The sequence below is a fragment of the Halovulum marinum genome, assembly GCF_009697225.1.
In the GTDB taxonomy this organism is placed as follows: domain Bacteria; phylum Pseudomonadota; class Alphaproteobacteria; order Rhodobacterales; family Rhodobacteraceae; genus Halovulum; species Halovulum marinum.
The window spans coordinates 1-15632 of the sequence record NZ_WIND01000073.1 but is presented as its reverse complement, the minus strand read 5'-3'; the positions used below and the strand labels follow the sequence as shown (position 1 = coordinate 15632).

General features: G+C 70.1%; 15 protein-coding genes and 1 tRNA gene. 14 read left to right on the top strand and 2 right to left on the bottom strand.

The genetic code is table 11. From position 1 onward, the window contains the following. Nucleotides 1-56: 56 nt before the first annotated feature. From hisC to GE300_RS22115, 6 genes are read left to right on the top strand one after another with little or no spacing between them, the layout of a single operon-like run. The gene (hisC, locus tag GE300_RS22140; protein ID WP_154449720.1) at nt 57-1145 is read left to right on the top strand and encodes a histidinol-phosphate transaminase; all 1089 of its coding nucleotides are present in this window, start codon (nt 57-59) and stop codon (nt 1143-1145) included. Next, nucleotides 1142-2074 carry a prephenate/arogenate dehydrogenase family protein gene (locus tag GE300_RS22135; RefSeq protein ID WP_325063364.1) on the top strand — a complete coding sequence of 311 codons (933 nt, stop codon included), beginning with the start codon at nt 1142-1144 and terminating at the stop codon, nt 2072-2074. Before hisC ends, GE300_RS22135 begins: the two co-directional genes overlap by 4 nt. After that, nucleotides 2071-2697 carry an extensin-like domain-containing protein gene (locus GE300_RS22130; protein WP_154449719.1) on the top strand — a complete coding sequence of 209 codons (627 nt, stop codon included), beginning with the start codon at nt 2071-2073 and terminating at the stop codon, nt 2695-2697. The genes GE300_RS22135 and GE300_RS22130 overlap by 4 nt, the downstream gene beginning before the upstream one ends. Before the next feature lie 32 nt (nt 2698-2729). Beyond that, nucleotides 2730-4145 (top strand): pyridoxal phosphate-dependent decarboxylase family protein, encoded by a 1416-nt coding sequence (locus GE300_RS22125; RefSeq protein ID WP_154449718.1) that lies wholly within the window; start codon nt 2730-2732, stop codon nt 4143-4145. 4 nt (nt 4146-4149) lie between these two features. After that, nucleotides 4150-4764, top strand: a complete 615-nt coding sequence (locus GE300_RS22120; protein WP_154449717.1) for an SOS response-associated peptidase — start codon at nt 4150-4152, stop codon at nt 4762-4764. Between the two features lie 50 nt (nt 4765-4814). Then, complete coding sequence (locus tag GE300_RS22115) at nt 4815-5141, top strand: antibiotic biosynthesis monooxygenase family protein (RefSeq protein WP_154449716.1); 327 nt, start codon at nt 4815-4817, stop codon at nt 5139-5141. Between the two features lie 706 nt (nt 5142-5847). On the opposite strand, the gene GE300_RS22110 is transcribed toward GE300_RS22115, so the two are convergent. Further along, complete coding sequence (locus GE300_RS22110) at nt 5848-6702, bottom strand: hypothetical protein (protein WP_154449715.1); 855 nt, start codon at nt 6700-6702, stop codon at nt 5848-5850. Nucleotides 6703-6717: 15 nt separating this feature from the next. Continuing rightward, on the bottom strand, nt 6718-8895 hold the full coding sequence (uvrB, locus tag GE300_RS22105; protein WP_325063363.1) for an excinuclease ABC subunit UvrB: 2178 nt from the start codon (nt 8893-8895) through the stop codon (nt 6718-6720). A gap of 379 nt (nt 8896-9274) precedes the next feature. Between uvrB and GE300_RS22100 the strand changes: the two genes are divergently transcribed. From GE300_RS22100 to GE300_RS22065, 8 genes are all read left to right on the top strand, one after another. Further along, complete coding sequence (locus GE300_RS22100; protein ID WP_154449714.1) at nt 9275-9586, top strand: ETC complex I subunit; 312 nt, start codon at nt 9275-9277, stop codon at nt 9584-9586. Nucleotides 9587-9645: 59 nt separating this feature from the next. Then, nucleotides 9646-9722 (top strand) — tRNA-Arg (locus GE300_RS22095). Between the two features lie 318 nt (nt 9723-10040). Further along, entirely contained in the window at nt 10041-11084 is a 1044-nt protein-coding gene (locus GE300_RS22090; RefSeq protein ID WP_154449713.1) for a pyridoxal-phosphate dependent enzyme, read from the top strand. Beyond that, on the top strand, nt 11077-12243 hold the full coding sequence (locus GE300_RS22085; protein ID WP_154449712.1) for a M24 family metallopeptidase: 1167 nt from the start codon (nt 11077-11079) through the stop codon (nt 12241-12243). The genes GE300_RS22090 and GE300_RS22085 overlap by 8 nt, the downstream gene beginning before the upstream one ends. Next, nucleotides 12240-12992, top strand: a complete 753-nt coding sequence (locus GE300_RS22080) for a maleate cis-trans isomerase family protein (protein ID WP_154449711.1) — start codon at nt 12240-12242, stop codon at nt 12990-12992. The genes GE300_RS22085 and GE300_RS22080 overlap by 4 nt, the downstream gene beginning before the upstream one ends. A gap of 128 nt (nt 12993-13120) precedes the next feature. Then, the gene (locus GE300_RS22075; RefSeq protein ID WP_325063373.1) at nt 13121-14128 is read left to right on the top strand and encodes an NAD(P)-dependent oxidoreductase; all 1008 of its coding nucleotides are present in this window, start codon (nt 13121-13123) and stop codon (nt 14126-14128) included. Continuing rightward, nucleotides 14125-14895, top strand: a complete 771-nt coding sequence (locus GE300_RS22070; RefSeq protein ID WP_154449709.1) for a class II aldolase and adducin N-terminal domain-containing protein — start codon at nt 14125-14127, stop codon at nt 14893-14895. The genes GE300_RS22075 and GE300_RS22070 overlap by 4 nt, the downstream gene beginning before the upstream one ends. A gap of 24 nt (nt 14896-14919) precedes the next feature. Further along, nucleotides 14920-15632: TauD/TfdA family dioxygenase (locus GE300_RS22065; protein ID WP_233417322.1), on the top strand; the 713-nt coding region annotated here is incomplete at its 3' end.

The window sequence follows — 15632 nt, the reverse complement described above, 5'->3', positions numbered from 1 at the left end:
GGGCTTCCCAAGCGCGCGCCGGCGCGCTAATCACGCTGGCATCCAAGGAGTTTCCCATGACCGCCGCCCCGATCCCGCAACCCGGCATCCTTGAAATCACGCCCTACAAGGCCGGCGACAGCGCCGCTGACGGCGGCAACGTGGTGACCAAGCTCAGCTCGAACGAGAACCCGCTGGGCGCCAGCGCCGCCGCCCGGCAGGCGGTGCGCGACGCCGCCGGGACGGTGAACCTGTACCCGTCGTCCGACCACCGCGAGCTGCGCGCCGCCATCGCCGAGATCCACGGGCTGGATCCGACGCGGATCACCTGCGGCGCCGGCTCGGACGAGCTGATCTCGCTGCTCTGCGCCGCCTATGCGGGCGCCGGCGACGAGGTGATCCACACCGAGCACGGCTTCGCCATGTACCCGATCTCGGCGCTGGCCGCGGGCGCGACCCCGGTATCGGTGCGCGAGCGCCACCGCACCGCCGACGTCGACGCGATCCTCGCCGCGCTCACACCGCGCACCGCGATCGTGTTCCTCGCCAACCCGAACAACCCCACCGGCACCATGCTGCCCGAGGCCGAGATCGCGCGTCTGGCCGACGGCCTGCCGGACGAGGTGCTGCTGGTGCTCGACGGCGCCTATGCCGAGTACGTCGAGGGCTTCGACGGCCACGCCCGGCTGGTCGAGACCCGCGACAACGTGGTGATGACCCGGACCTTCTCGAAGATCCACGGGCTGGGCGGGCTGCGCGTCGGCTGGTGCTACGCGCCGGCGAAGGTGTGGGACGTGCTGAACCGGGTGCGCGGGCCGTTCAACGTCGCCTCGACCGGGCTGGCGGCGGCCGAGGCGGCGATCCGCGACACCGCCTGGGTCGAGTTCTCGCGCAAGGCCAACGCGCAGTGGCGCGGCTGGCTGACGCAGGAGCTGACCGCGCTGGGCCTGCCGACCGACGAAAGCTTCGCCAACTTCGTGCTGCCCCGCTTCGCCAGCGCCGAGCAGGCCGCCGCCGCCGACGCGCACCTGCGCGGCCACGGGCTGATCGTGCGCGGCGTCGCCGGCTACGGCCTGCCCGAACACCTGCGCATCACCGTCGGCGACGAGATCGCCTGCCGCCGCATCGTCGCGATCCTGGGCGAGTTCCTGCAGGGCCAGCTGTGAGCCTGCCCTACAGGCACATCGCGCTGATCGGTCTGGGCCTGATCGCCTCGTCGATCGCCCATGCCGCGCGCCGCGCCGGGTTCGAGGGCCGGATCACCGGCACCGCCCGGTCGGCCGAGACCCGGGCCGAGGCGGCGCGGCTGAACCTGTGCGAGGTGTGCGACACCCCCGAGGACGCCGCGCGCGGGGCCGATCTGGTGATCCTGTGCGTGCCGGTCGGCGCGATGGGCGCGGTGGCGCAACGGATCGCGCCGGTGCTGGCGCCGGGCACGACCCTGTCCGACGTCGGCTCGGTCAAGGCGCGGGTGATCGAGGAGGTCGGCCCGCACGTTCCCGAAGGCGTGCATTTCGTCCCCTCGCACCCGATCGCGGGCACCGAGCAGTCCGGTCCCGCCTCGGGCTTCGCCGAGTTGTTCGACAACCGCTGGTGCCTGTTCACCCCGCTCGAGGGCGGCGACCCGCAGGCGGTCGCGGACCTGCGCGCGTTCTGGGAAGGGCTCGGCGCCAGGACCGAGGCGATGGACGCCGCGCACCACGACCTGGCGCTGGCGGTGACCAGCCACGCGCCGCACCTGATCGCCTATACCATGGTCGGCGTCGCCGACGACATGCGCCGGGTGACCGAGCAGGAAGTGATCAACTACTCCGCCGCCGGCTTTCGCGACTTCACCCGCATCGCCGCGTCCGACCCGACGATGTGGCGCGACGTGTTCCTGAACAACCGCGAGGCGACGCTGGAGATCCTCGGCCGCTTCACCGAGGAACTGTTCGCCCTGCAGCGCGCAATCCGCACCGGAGACGGCGACCATTTGCACGCCTATTTCACCCGTACCCGCGCGATCCGGCGCGGCATCATCGACGCCGGCCAGGACATCGGCGCCCCGGATTTCGGCCGGGCCGTCGCCCGCAAGACCGGGGACCGGACATGATCGTGCGCACCCTTGCCCTGCTCTCGGCCGTCGCGCTGACCACCTGCGGGCGCGGCGGCGGCGAGGGCATCGATCTGGCCCGCGCCATGGGCCTGCCGGCCGAGGTCGGCGCGATCTGCGGCAACCCGCTGATCCTGGGCGAGCGGATCGCCGACATCGGCGGGCCCGGCTCCTGCGGGATCGAGGACGCGGTCCGGGTGCACGCCGTGGGCAAGGTCCGGCTGTCGCCCTCGGCGCGGATCAACTGCCAGACCGCGCAGGCGCTGTACGAATGGACCACCGGCGCCGCGCAGCCGGTGGCGCGGCAGGCCGGAACCAGCCTGACCGGGCTGAAGATCGCCGCGTCCTACTCCTGCCGGCGGCGCAACAACGCCAGCTCGGGCAAGCTGTCCGAACATGCCAGGGGCAATGCGGTCGACATCTCGGCGTTCCGTTTCGCCAACGGCGAGACGGTGACGGTGCTGGGCGACTGGGCCGGCGGCGACTGGTCGCCGATGCTGCAGACCGTGCACGCCGAAGCCTGCGGCCCGTTCGGCGTGGTGCTGGGACCGCGCGCCAACCGGTATCACCGCGATCACTTCCATTTCGATATTTCCAACAGGAGCAGCCGCTACTGCCGCTGACCGCGCTATACTGACGGCACAGGGGGGACGCGATGGACTGGAAGGACTTCGCCCACTGGGGCGCCGAGGCCGCCCGCTGGGCCGCCGAGTATCACGATACCCTGCGCGAGCGCCCGGTGCGCGCGCAGGTGGCGCCGGGCGAGATCCTGGCGCAGCTGCCTCAGGCCCCGCCCGAGGACGCCGAGCCGGTCGCCGCGATCTTCGACGACTTCAAGCGGGTCATCGTGCCGGGGATGACGCACTGGCAGCACCCGCGCTTCTTCGCCTATTTCCCGGCCAACGCCGCGCCGGTCTCGGCCTTCGCCGAGGTGCTGGTGAACGCGATGGCGGCGCAGTGCATGCTGTGGCAGACCTCGCCCGCCGCGACCGAGCTGGAAACGCGGATGATGGACTGGCTGCGCCAGGCCACCGGCCTGCCGCAGGCGTTCACCGGCGTGATCCAGGACAGCGCCTCGACCGCGACGCTGGCCGCGGTGCTGGCGATGCGCGAGCGGGCGCTGGGCTTCGCCGGCAACAAGGACGGGCTGCCGGGGCAGGCGCGGCTGCGGGTCTATGCCTCGGCCGAGGTGCACAGCTCGGTCGACCGGGCGGTGCGCTATGCCGGGATCGGGCAGGACAACCTGGTGCGGGTGCCGGTCGCCGGCGATCTGCGCGGCATGGACCCCGAGGCGCTGCGCCGGATGATCGCCGAGGACCGCGCCGCCGGGTTCCTGCCCGCGGGCATCGTCGCGGCAGTGGGCGGCACCGGCGTCGGCGCCACCGACCCGCTGGAGCAGGTCGCCGCCATCGCCCGCGACAAGGGGCTGTTCCTGCACGTCGACGCCGCCTGGGCCGGCGCGGCAATGATCTGCCCCGAGCACCGGGCGCTGTGGGCGGGGGTCGAGCATGCCGACTCGGTGGTGTTCAACCCGCACAAGTGGCTGGGCGCGCAGTTCGACTGCTCGGCGCATTTCCTGCGCGACCCGGACGCGCTGGTGCGGACGCTGGCGATGAAGCCGGAATACCTGCGCACCGTCGGGCAGAAGGGGGCGCGGGACTATTCCGACTGGTCGATCCCGCTGGGCCGCCGGTTCCGCGCGCTGAAGCTGTGGTTCCTGATCCGCGCTCACGGGCTGGCCGGGCTGCGGCAGATGATCCGCGACCACGTCCGCTGGTCGCGCGAGCTGGCGGCGCGGCTGGCGCGGCAGCCGGGCTTCGAGATCGTGACCGAGCCGGTGCTGTCGCTGTTCGCGTTCCGCTACGCCCCCGAGGATGCGCCGGACCCCGACGCGCTGACCCTGTCGCTGCTCGAGGCGATCAACGACGACGGCCGGATCTACCTGACCCACACAAGGCTGGACGGGGCGATGGTGCTGCGTTTTCAGGCCGGGGCGTTCACCATGACCGCCGAGGACGTCGATGTGGCGTTCCAGGCGATCCGCGACTGCGCCGCCGGGCTGGGGCGCTAGATCCATGCCCGGCCGGGTCGCGCTGACCACGCCGCCGGCCCGGCTCGCGCGGGCCTTCGACGCCCGGCTGGAGGTTCCGGACCCCGGCCCGCGCGAGGATGCCGCCCCCGGCGAACAGGTCGCGGCGCTGATCCTGCACGATGAAACCGGCGTGCTGGTGCAGGCGCGCTGGGGCATGGTGATGTCGGGCCGGGTCAACGCCCGCGGCCGTCCGGTGATGGAGACGATCGTCAACGCCCGCGCCGAGACGGTGTTCGGCAAGTCGGCCTTTGCCGGCGTCGGCCGCGCGGTGCTGCCGGTCGACGCCTGGTACGAATGGACCGGCACGGCCGGCCGCAAGACCCGCTGGCGGATCGGCGCCGCCGACGGCGGGCTGCTGGCCTTTGCCGCGATCGCCGACGTCTGGACCGCGCCGGGCGGCACGCGGGTCCGGCAGCTGGCGACGCTGACCTGCGCGCCGAACGCGGACGTGGCGGACTACCACCACCGGATGCCGGTGATCCTGCCGGACGCGGCAGCGGTCGGGGTCTGGCTGACCGCGCCCGCGGACCGGGCCGCCGCGTTGCTGGCGCCGCTGCCCGGCGGCCGGCTGAGCGTGCGGCGCTCCGAGCTGAAGTGATCGCCGGCGAGAGCCGTGCTAGGCTGGGCCGAAACAGCCGGAGGAACCCGATGCCGACGATTTCCAGTGACGCCAGCCACCAGACCGTGATCACCACCTTCGAGGTCAACCCCGGCACCTGCCAGGACCTGGTCGACAAGCTGACCGAGGCCTATGACGGCTTCATCCGCCACCAGCCGGGGTTCATCGGCGTGGCGATCCACGTCAACGACGCCCAATGCCGGATCGCCAGCTATTCGCAGTGGACGCGGCGCGAGGATTTCCTGGCGATGCTGCGCACCGAGCACATGCGTGCGGTGAACCGCGAGCTGACCGGGCTGTGCCGCAGTTTCGAGCCGGTGATGTACGACGTCGTGCATACGGCCGCGGCGGGGTGAATCCCTGAAATTCCGGGATTTCGCCGTGAAAACCCCATCAGGCTGTTGAAATGGCAGGGGTTTCGAATCCGAAAACTTCGTGAATGCTCGCGGCGGCGCGGTCCGCCCCGGCATGCGCGGTCAGGCGTCGGTCGCGGTACCGGTTTCGGCACCCGCGACCTGCGCGGTGCGGGACGAGACTCGGCGCGATTCGTCATGGACCTGGCTGCAGCTGAAATCCGCATAGGTCTCGGGCAAGGTGCAGGCGGCCGATATCTCGGCCTGCGTTGCAGAGCGCAGGGCCGATCCGGAGATCTCGGCAGGCACGGAATGGCTGTCGCCGGCATGATTGATGTAACTGGCCTATGTGGTCGCCTTCGTCCATGACGAAGAGGCGCAGTCGACCCTGTCGGCGGCGGAGATTCCGGAAAGGTTCAACGAGCTGTTGCCGTAAAGCGGCGGCGCACCGGCGCGGCCCCCTCGTGCCGCCGAGCGGGGGCGGGCGCATCCGATCCGCGACGCGGAGGATTGCGCGACGCATGTCGCGTATTGTTGGGGCAATCCGGTGAGGCACGGGCCGGTGGCGGGGGATATTGGGCAGAAAATGCCCACCCTACGGCATGTTGCTGCGCTCGGGCCCCACTGTTACCCCCGCGAAAGCGGAGGTCGGGCGTCGTGGCCGGAAAGGTGCGCTGAAGCGCACCCTACGGCTTGCTTGCTGCGCTTACTATCCGAAATCCAGAAAAGTCGGCTCAAGTCCAGGCCGCCAAGACGCCTCGGAAATAATTGCCACTGCAGCTTGAGCGCCTAGCGCCATGGAAATCACGTCCATACGAAGCAATTCCTCGGGAAAATACCTGCTCTTGTTATATTCTGGCAGCATTTTCGTTGCTTTGGAGAGATTATTGAAATCTTCTGAATTCAATTTCAGCCTAAGCACCTCGAGAATTCGTTTTCGATAGTGATCAAGTTTTTTGATTTTATTATCATCTAATCCCATTTCAATCAGGAACGCCTTCGCAGCAAACTCAAATGCTAGCCATATCTCGGAGCTCGAGAAGCCAACAAAGTATGAGCCTGCAAGATTGTCACCGATGGAATTCAGGTATGACTGTGATTTCGAAAAATATAATTTTGCCTTTTCGTTTGAAAGTCTTTGAGGTCCGCGAGAAATAGACCAAATACATTTGGATTGCGATATCACGGACTGGATAATTTTTTCATCTTGCCTACAAAAATCAAGAAGTTCCTTTTCGGATCGCATCCCGCAAATTTGATGCGTATTAAGGCGTATAGTTCCAAATACAACCGGCAATATTACTTTTTTAACTCTGTCCACTGAGCAAATTATCCCTATACCTCCACCAAATGACATCGACGAGTACTCCGGAAAAAGTTCATTGTATCTCTTGGCAATAGCTTCCTCCTCCGGGCTCTTATCTCCAAAAGAAAGCGATACTCCATCCTTAATAAGCGCTTGCGTGACGTGAAAACATCTCGCGTGAAACGGAATTCCACGATTTGCTAGTTCACCATCTATTTCAAACAGGGTTTGGTCATTCCAATTCTTGAAATACGACATGGGCTATCCTGCTTACTACCGCTTCCCCCGCCGCTTCACATTCCCCCCGCGCATCCCGCCACGGCCTGCCGTGCTCCGCCCCTTCGCGGCCTCGTTCTGGGCCACTGCGGCCTCGACCGCGCTCTGGCGGGCCAGGGGGTCGTCGGCGACGGCCAGGTCGACTGCTTCCAGCCGCTTGACCTCGTCGCGCAGGCGGGCGGCTTCCTCGAATTCCAGGTTCTCGGCGGCCTTCAGCATGTCGCGGCGCAGCGCGTCCAGGTGCGTCTGCAGGTTGGCGCCGACCATCTGCCGGTCGACCGTCGCGGTGACCCGCGCCATGTCGGTGTCGCCCTTGTAGAGGCCGGCCAGCACGTCCTCGACGTTCTTGCGCACCGTCGCCGGGGTGATGTCGTGTTCCTCGTTGTAGGCCCGCTGCTTGGCGCGGCGGCGGTCGGTCTCGCCGATGGCGCGTTCCATGCTGCCGGTGACGCGGTCGGCGTACATGATCACCTTGCCGTCGGCGTTGCGCGCGGCGCGGCCGATGGTCTGGATCAGCGAGGTCTCGGAGCGCAGGAAGCCCTCCTTGTCCGCATCCAGGATCGCCACCAGCCCGCATTCGGGAATGTCGAGCCCCTCGCGCAGCAGGTTGATGCCGACCAGCACGTCGAACGCGCCCAGCCGCAGGTCGCGCAGGATCTCGATCCGTTCCAGCGTGTCGATGTCGCTGTGCATGTAGCGCACCCTTATGCCCTGCTCGTGCAGGTATTCGGTCAGGTCCTCGGCCATGCGCTTGGTCAGCACCGTGGCCAGCACCCGGTAGCCGGCCTGCGCGGTGGCGCGGATCTCGTCCAGCAGGTCGTCGACCTGGGTCTCGACGGGGCGGATCTCGACCGGGGGATCCAGCAGGCCGGTGGGGCGGATCACCTGCTCGGTGAAGACGCCGCCGGACTGCTCCAGTTCCCACGCCGCGGGGGTCGCCGAGACGAACACCGACCGCGGGCGCATCGCGTCCCATTCCTCGAACTTCAGCGGCCGGTTGTCCATGCACGACGGCAGGCGGAAGCCGTGCTCGGCCAGGGTGAACTTGCGCCGGTAGTCGCCCTTGTACATCGCGCCGATCTGCGGCACCGAGACGTGGCTTTCGTCCGCGAACACGATGGCGTTGTCGGGGATGTACTCGAACAGCGTCGGCGGCGGCTCGCCGGGCGCGCGCCCGGTCAGGTAGCGCGAGTAGTTCTCGATGCCGTTGCACACGCCGGTGGCCTCGAGCATCTCCAGATCGAAGTTGGTGCGCTGCTCCAGCCGCTGCGCTTCCAGCAGCTTGCCCTCGGCCACCAGCTGGTCGAGGCGCTGGCGCAGCTCGGCCTTGATGCCCCTGATCGCCTGCTGCATCGTCGGGCGCGGCGTGACGTAGTGCGAGTTGGCGTAGACGCGGGTCTTGTCCATCGCGCCGGTCTTCTGCCCGGTCAGCGGGTCGAACTCGACCAGGCTTTCCAGCTCCTCGCCGAAGAAGGACAGCCGCCAGGCGCGGTCCTCGAGGTGCGCCGGCCAGATCTCCAGCGAATCGCCGCGCACCCGGAAGCAGCCGCGCTGGAAGGCGTTGTCGTTGCGCCGGTACTGCTGCGCGATCAGGTCCGCCATCACCCTGCGCTGGTCGTAGGCGTTGCCGACGATCAGGTCCTGGGTCATCGCGCCATAGGTCTCGACCGAGCCGATGCCGTAGATGCACGACACCGAGGCGACGATGATCACGTCGTCGCGCTCCAGCAGCGCCCGGGTGGCCGAGTGGCGCATCCGGTCGATCTGCTCGTTGATCTGGGATTCCTTCTCGATATAGGTGTCCGAGCGCGGGACATAGGCCTCGGGCTGGTAGTAGTCGTAGTAGCTGACGAAATACTCCACCGCGTTGTCCGGGAAGAAGCCCTTGAACTCGCCGTAAAGCTGCGCCGCCAGCGTCTTGTTCGGGGCGAGGATGATCGCCGGGCGCTGCGTCGCCTCGATCACCTTGGCCATGGTGTAGGTCTTGCCGGTGCCGGTGGCGCCCAGCAGCACCTGGTTCTGCTCGCCCGCGTCGACGCCCTCGACCAGTTCGGCGATGGCGGTGGGCTGGTCGCCGGCGGGCCGGAATTCGCTGTGCATGACGATGCGGCGGCCGCCGTCCAGCTTGCGGCGGTCGTGCGGCTGCGCCAGCGGCGCTGCGTTCTCTACACTCATCGGGGCCCCCTTGGTGACCTGCATCATGTGCGGGCTGCGGCCCCGAGTTCAAGACGGCGCGCGCGGCGGCGGCGGTCCCGAGCAACGTTGCCGGGAGAAGTTCATTTGCATTTCAATTTTAGGTTGCGTTGGGAAAATGTCTGGGCTAGATAGTTCATGCAAGCAGCAAATGAATGCCGCCGGCCGACGCTGGATCCCCCCACCCCCCCCTCCCAGCGTCGGTCCGGCGGCGTTCTTTTGCCGCGCCGGCCCGGTCCGGGTCTGCGCCCGGGTCTGCGCCCGGGTCTGCGCCCGGTTCGTGCCCGGTTCGCGCCGGCCCTCTTGCCAGCAGCGGCCGAATTGGCGATACGGATCCTCGAGTTCAGCGACGGAGGCGGCGATGCCGGCACGAATCTACAAGCCCGCGCGCAATGCGATGCAGTCCGGCACCGCCGGCACCGACTGCTGGGTGCTGGACTTCGCCCCGGCCGAGGCGCGCTCGCGCGATCCGCTGATGGGCTGGACCAGCTCGGGCGACACCCAGTCCCAGGTCCGGCTGCGCTTCGAGACGCTGGAGCAGGCCAAAGCCTATGCCGAGAAGCACGGCATCGCCTATCGGGTGCGAACGGCCAAGCCGCGCAAGCCGAACATCCGACCCGGCGGCTATGGCGACAACTTCGCCCACAACCGGCGCAGCGGCTGGACCCACTGAGCCCCGGGCCGCCGGCCCTTGACCGACGGCGGGTTTCCGGCGACACCCTTGCGCCCAGCGGCCCCTTAGCTCAACGGGATAGAGCAGCTGACTTCTAATCAGCAGGTTGAGGGTTCGAGTCCTTCAGGGGTCGCCAGAAAACCACTTACAGAACAGATAGTTACGGCTCATCTGAAAGCCCGGAAAAGTATGGTCTTTTGATACTATGGCTATAGTATGCAGCTCTGCATGCTCTGGCTGAACATCGGCATGGCCCTGCGCCGCGTTGCCGGACGGGGCGGTCGTGATCCAGGCGCTGTCGCGCAAGTCGCCGCAAGTCGCCGCGCGGCTGTCGGCTCGGCTGCGGGCGCGTCGCCGGGCCGCGGAACTTTCTGCCGCATCTCGGACGGAAAATCGCGACCCCGGCGCGCAACCGCGATAGCGTCGGGCGGAGTCCACAGCAGGAGGGTGCCGGATGCCGGTGATCACGCGGAACCCCTGGCGCGGGCACGGCCTTGGGCTGGATGCGCCGATGCCCTGCGATGATCCGTCGGCCGTGTCGGCGCTGCTGGCGCGCTGCCCGGCGCACGCGCCGACGCCGCTGCGCGAGGTGCCCGCCCTGGCCGGGCCCGCCGGTGTCGCGCGGGTGTTCGTCAAGGACGAGCGGGGGCGCATGGGCCTGGGCAGCTTCAAGGCTCTGGGCGCGGCGCACGCCATCGCGCGCGACGCCGCCGCGGCAGGGGCGGACGACTGGGCGCTGGCGCTTGCGGGGCGCAGCTACGTCACCGCCAGCGCCGGCAATCACGGGCTGTCGGTGGCGGCCGGGGCGCGGGTGTTCGGCGCCCGCGCCGTGATCTTTCTGGCCGAGACCGTGCCCGAAGCCTTCGCCGGCCGGCTTGCCGCCAGGGGCGCGCAGGTCGTGCGCGCGGGGGCGACCTACGAGGCCAGCATGGACGCGGCCGAGGCGTACGCCCGCGACAACGGCTGCACGCTGCTTTCCGACAGTTCCTGGCCCGGGTACACCGAGATGCCGCTGCGGGTGATGGAGGGCTATCTGCAGCTTGCCGCCGAGGCCGCGGATGCGCTGCCCGAGGCGCCGACCCACATCCTGCTGCAGGCCGGGGTCGGCGGGCTGGCGGCCGCCGTCGCCGCCCACGCGCGCCGGCGCTGGGGCGACGCGCCGCAGATCGTCGTGGTGGAGCCCGACGCCGCGCCGGCGCTGGTCCAGAGCATCCGCGCCGGCCGGGTCATCCGGACGCAGGGGCCGGTGTCGTCGATGGGGCGGCTGGACTGCAAGACGCCGTCGCTGATCGCGCTCAACGGGCTGGCGCGCGATGCCGACCTGTTCGTGACGATCACCGAGGCCGAGGCGGCGCGGGCGGTGGCCACGCTGGCCGAGCACGGCCTGTCGACCACGCCCTCGGGCGGGGCCGGGCTGGCCGCGCCGCTTGCCGGACAGGCGTTCGGGCCTCAGGCGCGGGTGCTCGCCGTTCTCAGCGAGGGGCCGGAGGATGGCTGAGCGGTCGATGATCTTCCCCGCGGCGGAGTTCCGCGACCGCACGGCGCGGCTGCAGGCGGCGATGGCCGGGGCCGGGCTGGGCGCGCTGCTGCTGACCTCGGCGGCGGACATCTTCTATGTGACGGGCTTTCTCACCCGGTTCTGGGAAAGCCCGGCGCGGCCGTGGTTCGTCGTGGTGCCGGCGGCGGGGGCGCCGGTGGCGGTGATCCCGGAAATCGGCGCGGCGCTGATGCGCCGCACCTGGCTGTCGGACATCCGCACCTGGGAGGCGCCGGACCCGCGCGACGACGGCATCGGCCTGCTGGCCGAGACGCTGTGCGGGCTGGTGCCCGAGCGCGGCAGGATCGGTCTGCCGATGGGGCCCGAGACCGCCCTGCGCATGCCGCTGGCCGACCACGACGCGCTCGGGCGGCGGATCGCGCCGCGGCTCTTCGCCGACGCCACCGCCTGTCTGCGGCGCGTGCGCGAGATCAAGTCCGGGGCCGAGATCGCCAGGGTCCGCGCGATTTGCGCCATCACCGGGCGGGCGTTCGACCGGGTGCCCGAGTTCGCGCGCCCCGGCTGCCCGCTGGAGGCGGTGTTCCGCGCGTTCCAGATCGCCTGTCTGTCCGAGGGCGCGGACTGGGTCAGCTACGTCGCCGGCGCCGCCGGCCCGGACGGGTACGCCGACGTGATCTCGCCGGCCGACGCGCGGCCGCTGACCGGCGGCGACGTGCTGATGCTCGACACCGGTGCGGTGCGCGAGGGGTATTTCTGCGATTTCGACCGCAACTTCGCCATCGGCCCGGTGTCCGAGGCGGTGCGGCGGACCCACGGCGCGCTGTGGGAGGCCACCGAGCAGGTGCTGGGCGCGATCCGCCCGGGCCTGCGCGCCTGCGACGTGCACCGGATGCTGTGCGAGGCGCTGCAGCGGCGGGGCGCCGAGCCGGCCGGCGGCCGGCTGGGCCACGGGCTCGGGCTGGCGCTGACCGAATGGCCGTCGCTTTCCGCGCTCGACGAGACGCCGCTGCGCGCCGGCATGGTGCTGACGCTGGAGCCGGGCGCGGTGGTCCGGCCGGGGCGGCTGCTGGTGCACGAGGAGGTCGTCGTGCTGCACGAGACCGGCGCCGAGCTGCTGTCGCCCCGCGCCCCGTCCGAGCTGCCGGAGATCGGCGGATGACAGGGATCGCCTACGAGCTGACCACCGACCCGCGGCCCCGGCTGGGCCTGGTGGTGCTGCAGGTCGACGAGACCATCGAGGAGGACGCCCGCCGCCTGTTCCCGCCTGAAGGCGCGCGGCTGCACGTGAGCCGCGTGCCCTCGGGCGCGGAACTTACCCCCGACACGATCCGGACGATGGCGGCGGCGCTTCCCGCCGCGGCCGCGCTGCTGCCCCCCGCAGTCACCTTCGACGTGGTCGGCTACGGCTGCACCTCGGGCACCGCAATGATCGGCGCGGCGCGGGTGCGGCAGCTGGTCCGGTCGGCGGTGCGGACGCGCGCGGTGACCGATCCGCTGAGCGCCGCCCTGGCCGCGCTCAGCGCCCTCGGGCTGCGGCGCATCGGCATCGTCTCGCCCTATGTCGCCTCGGTCGCCGGGCCGATCCGCGCGGCGTTCGAGGCCGACGGGATCGCGGTTGCCGACACCTTCTCCTTCGGCGAGGAGGTCGAGGCGCGGGTGGCCCGGATCCCGCCGTCGGCGATCCGCGCCGCCGCGCTGGCGCTGGCGGGGCGCAGCGCGCTCGACGGCGTGTTCCTGTCCTGCACCAATCTGCGCACGCTCGACCTCATCCCCGAGCTCGAGGCCGACCTCGGCCTGCCGGTGCTCGGCTCGACCCAGGCGCTGGCCTGGCACATGGCCCGGCTGTCCGGCGCCGGCGTCGCGCCGGCGGGACGGCTGATGACGGCAGGTCTGCCCGGCGCGCGCTGACGGGATCGGGGCGCGACCGGCCGGGCCGCGGCGTCGCCGCATGGCGTGCGCGCGTCTGTCCGCTTCAACCACAGTTTGGCCTGAGCGGGAAATCGCATCGTTTCTCACCCGCTGCCGATCTTGCGATCATCTGGTCCGGCGCGCAGCACGCAGCGGAGCATCGGGCAATGCAGGTCGGGTTCATCGGGCTTGGAAACGTGGGCGGCAAGCTGGCCGGCAGCCTGCTGCGCAACGGCGTCGATCTGACCGTGCTCGACCGGAAGCCGGATCTGGTCGCCGGGTTCGCCGCGCGCGGCGCGACGGCGGCTGGCGATGCCGCCGCGCTGATGCGCGGCTGCGATGTGGTCGCCACCTGCCTGCCCTCGCCAGCCGCCTCGGCGGCGGTGGTGGAGGAAATGCTGCCCGAGGTCGCCGCGGGCAAGACCTGGCTGGAGATGTCCACCACCGACGATGCCGAGATCCGGCGCCTCGCCGCGCTGATCGAGGCGCGCGGCGGTGCGGCGGTCGATTGCCCGGTGTCCGGCGGCTGCCACCGCGCCGACACCGGCAACATCTCGATCTTCGCGGGCTGCGACCGCGCGACCTTCGAGCGCGTGCTGCCGTTGCTCAAGCTGCTGGGCCGCCGGGTCCTGCACACCGGCCCGGTCGGCAGCGCCTCGGTGCTGAAGGTGGTCACCAACTATCTCGCCACCGCCAACCTGGTATCTGTGTGCGAGGCGCTGGTCACCGCCAGGGCGGCGGGGATGGACCTGAACACCGCCTACGAGGCGATCCGGATCTCGTCCGGCGCCTCGTTCGTGCACGAGACCGAGGGCCAGGTGATCCTCAACGGCTCGCGCGACATCTCGTTCACGATGGACCTGGTCGCCAAGGACATCGGGCTGTTCCAGGCCATCGCCGAGCGGACCGGCGTGCCGCTGGAGATCTCGCCGCTGCTCAACGAGATCTTCCGCGACGGGCGGGCGCGGTACGGCCCGCGCGCGCTGTCGCCCAACATCATCCGCCGGCTGGAGGAAGCCACCGGGCTGGACATCCGCGCCCCCGGCTTTCCGCCGGAACTGATCGACGACGAGCCCGAGGCGCCGGGCCACGAGGTGGCGCCCGCCGGCGCCGCGCGCCCGGTGGCGGCGCGATGAGCCGGGGCAGGGCCGCGGGCCTGGAGCGGCCGGCAGAGCGCCCGGGCCACCGGCGCGAGCGGACCGACCTGGCCGCCGCCTTCCGCTGGACCGCGCGGCTGGGCCTGCACGAGGCGGTGGCGAACCACTTCAGCCTGGCGGTCGACGACGGCACCCGGTTCCTGATCAACCCGAGCCAGGTCCATTTCTCGTGCGTCACGGCGTCGAGCCTGCTGCTGCTCGACGCCGCCGACCCGGGGGCGCCGGACCGGCCCGACGCGCCCGACCCGACGGCCTGGGGGCTGCACGGCGCGGTGCACCGGCGCTGCCCCCATGCCCGCTGCGTGATGCATGTCCATTCGATGTTCGCCACCGTGCTGTCCGCGCTGGCCGACAGCAGCCTGCCGCCGATCGACCAGAACACCGCGACCTTCTACGGGCGCGTGGTGATCGACGCGCAGTTCGGCGGGCTGGCGTTCGCGGCAGAGGGCGAGCGTTGCGCCGCGCTGCTCGCCGATCCGAAGAAGAAGGTGATGATCATGGGCAACCACGGCGTTCTGGTGCTGGGCAACAGCGTCGGTGACGCCTTCAACCGCCTCTACTACTTCGAGCGCGCCGCCGAGACCTATGTCCGCGCGCTGCAGACCGGCCGGCCGCTGCGGGTGCTGCCGCACGACATCGCCGAGAAGACCGCGCGCGAGCTGGAGGACTATCCGGGGCAGGCGGAGGCGCATCTCGCCGCGATCCGCCGGATCCTCGAGCGGGAAAATTCCGACTACGCAAGCTGACACGGCGACAGGAAGGTCCGAGCCATGACCGACACCCCGATCACGCTGACCGACACCGGGATGGTCGTGCCGCTGGCTTGCGGGCCTGCCTATTTCAATCACTGCTGGCTGCGCGACGCCTGTCCCGGCTGCATCGACCCGCAGACCCGCGAGCGCATCTTCGACGTCGCCTCGCTGGCCGGGCTGCCCCGCGCCCGCGCCGCCCGGATCGACGGCGGCGCGCTGGTCGTCGACTGGCAGACCGAGCAGCACAGCAGCCGCATCCCGCTGGCGCTGCTGGAAAGCTTCGCCGCGCGCGGCCGGGCCGAGGACCCCGCCGATCTGCCGCGCCGGCTGTGGTACGCCGACCACGCGCCGCGGATCGTCCGCGTGCCGCAGGCGGCGGTGCTGACCGATCCCGCCGCCCGCGCCTGCCTGACCCACGCGCTGATCGAGGACGGCATCGCCATCGTCACCGACATGGCCGCGGACGACGACAGCCTGCCCCGGCTGGCGCACGCCTTCGGGCCGATCACGCCGTCGGCGGAAGGGCTGTTCTTCGACGTCCGGGTCGAGATCGCGCCGACCAACCTGGCCTTCACCGCCGGTCCGCTGGAGATGCACACCGACCTGCCGGGCGAAGAAGCGGCGCCGGGGGTGCAGTTCCCGCACTGTCTGGAAAGGGTCTATTCCAGCTCAGCGTCTGAGTGGGTTCATTCTGCACGATCTGAGGAGGATCTTGTAGAGATCCTGATCGC

Coding starts and splice junctions, on each gene's coding strand:
- GE300_RS22130 (WP_154449719.1), top strand. CDS start 2,071: ATGATCGTGCGCACCCTTGCCCTGCTCTCGGCCGTCGCGCTGACCACC.
- uvrB (WP_325063363.1), bottom strand. CDS start 8,895: ATGAGTGTAGAGAACGCAGCGCCGCTGGCGCAGCCGCACGACCGCCGC.
- hisC (WP_154449720.1), top strand. CDS start 57: ATGACCGCCGCCCCGATCCCGCAACCCGGCATCCTTGAAATCACGCCC.
- GE300_RS22085 (WP_154449712.1), top strand. CDS start 11,077: ATGGCTGAGCGGTCGATGATCTTCCCCGCGGCGGAGTTCCGCGACCGC.
- GE300_RS22115 (WP_154449716.1), top strand. CDS start 4,815: ATGCCGACGATTTCCAGTGACGCCAGCCACCAGACCGTGATCACCACC.
- GE300_RS22120 (WP_154449717.1), top strand. CDS start 4,150: ATGCCCGGCCGGGTCGCGCTGACCACGCCGCCGGCCCGGCTCGCGCGG.
- GE300_RS22125 (WP_154449718.1), top strand. CDS start 2,730: ATGGACTGGAAGGACTTCGCCCACTGGGGCGCCGAGGCCGCCCGCTGG.
- GE300_RS22110 (WP_154449715.1), bottom strand. CDS start 6,702: ATGTCGTATTTCAAGAATTGGAATGACCAAACCCTGTTTGAAATAGAT.
- GE300_RS22100 (WP_154449714.1), top strand. CDS start 9,275: ATGCCGGCACGAATCTACAAGCCCGCGCGCAATGCGATGCAGTCCGGC.
- GE300_RS22070 (WP_154449709.1), top strand. CDS start 14,125: ATGAGCCGGGGCAGGGCCGCGGGCCTGGAGCGGCCGGCAGAGCGCCCG.
- GE300_RS22080 (WP_154449711.1), top strand. CDS start 12,240: ATGACAGGGATCGCCTACGAGCTGACCACCGACCCGCGGCCCCGGCTG.
- GE300_RS22090 (WP_154449713.1), top strand. CDS start 10,041: ATGCCGGTGATCACGCGGAACCCCTGGCGCGGGCACGGCCTTGGGCTG.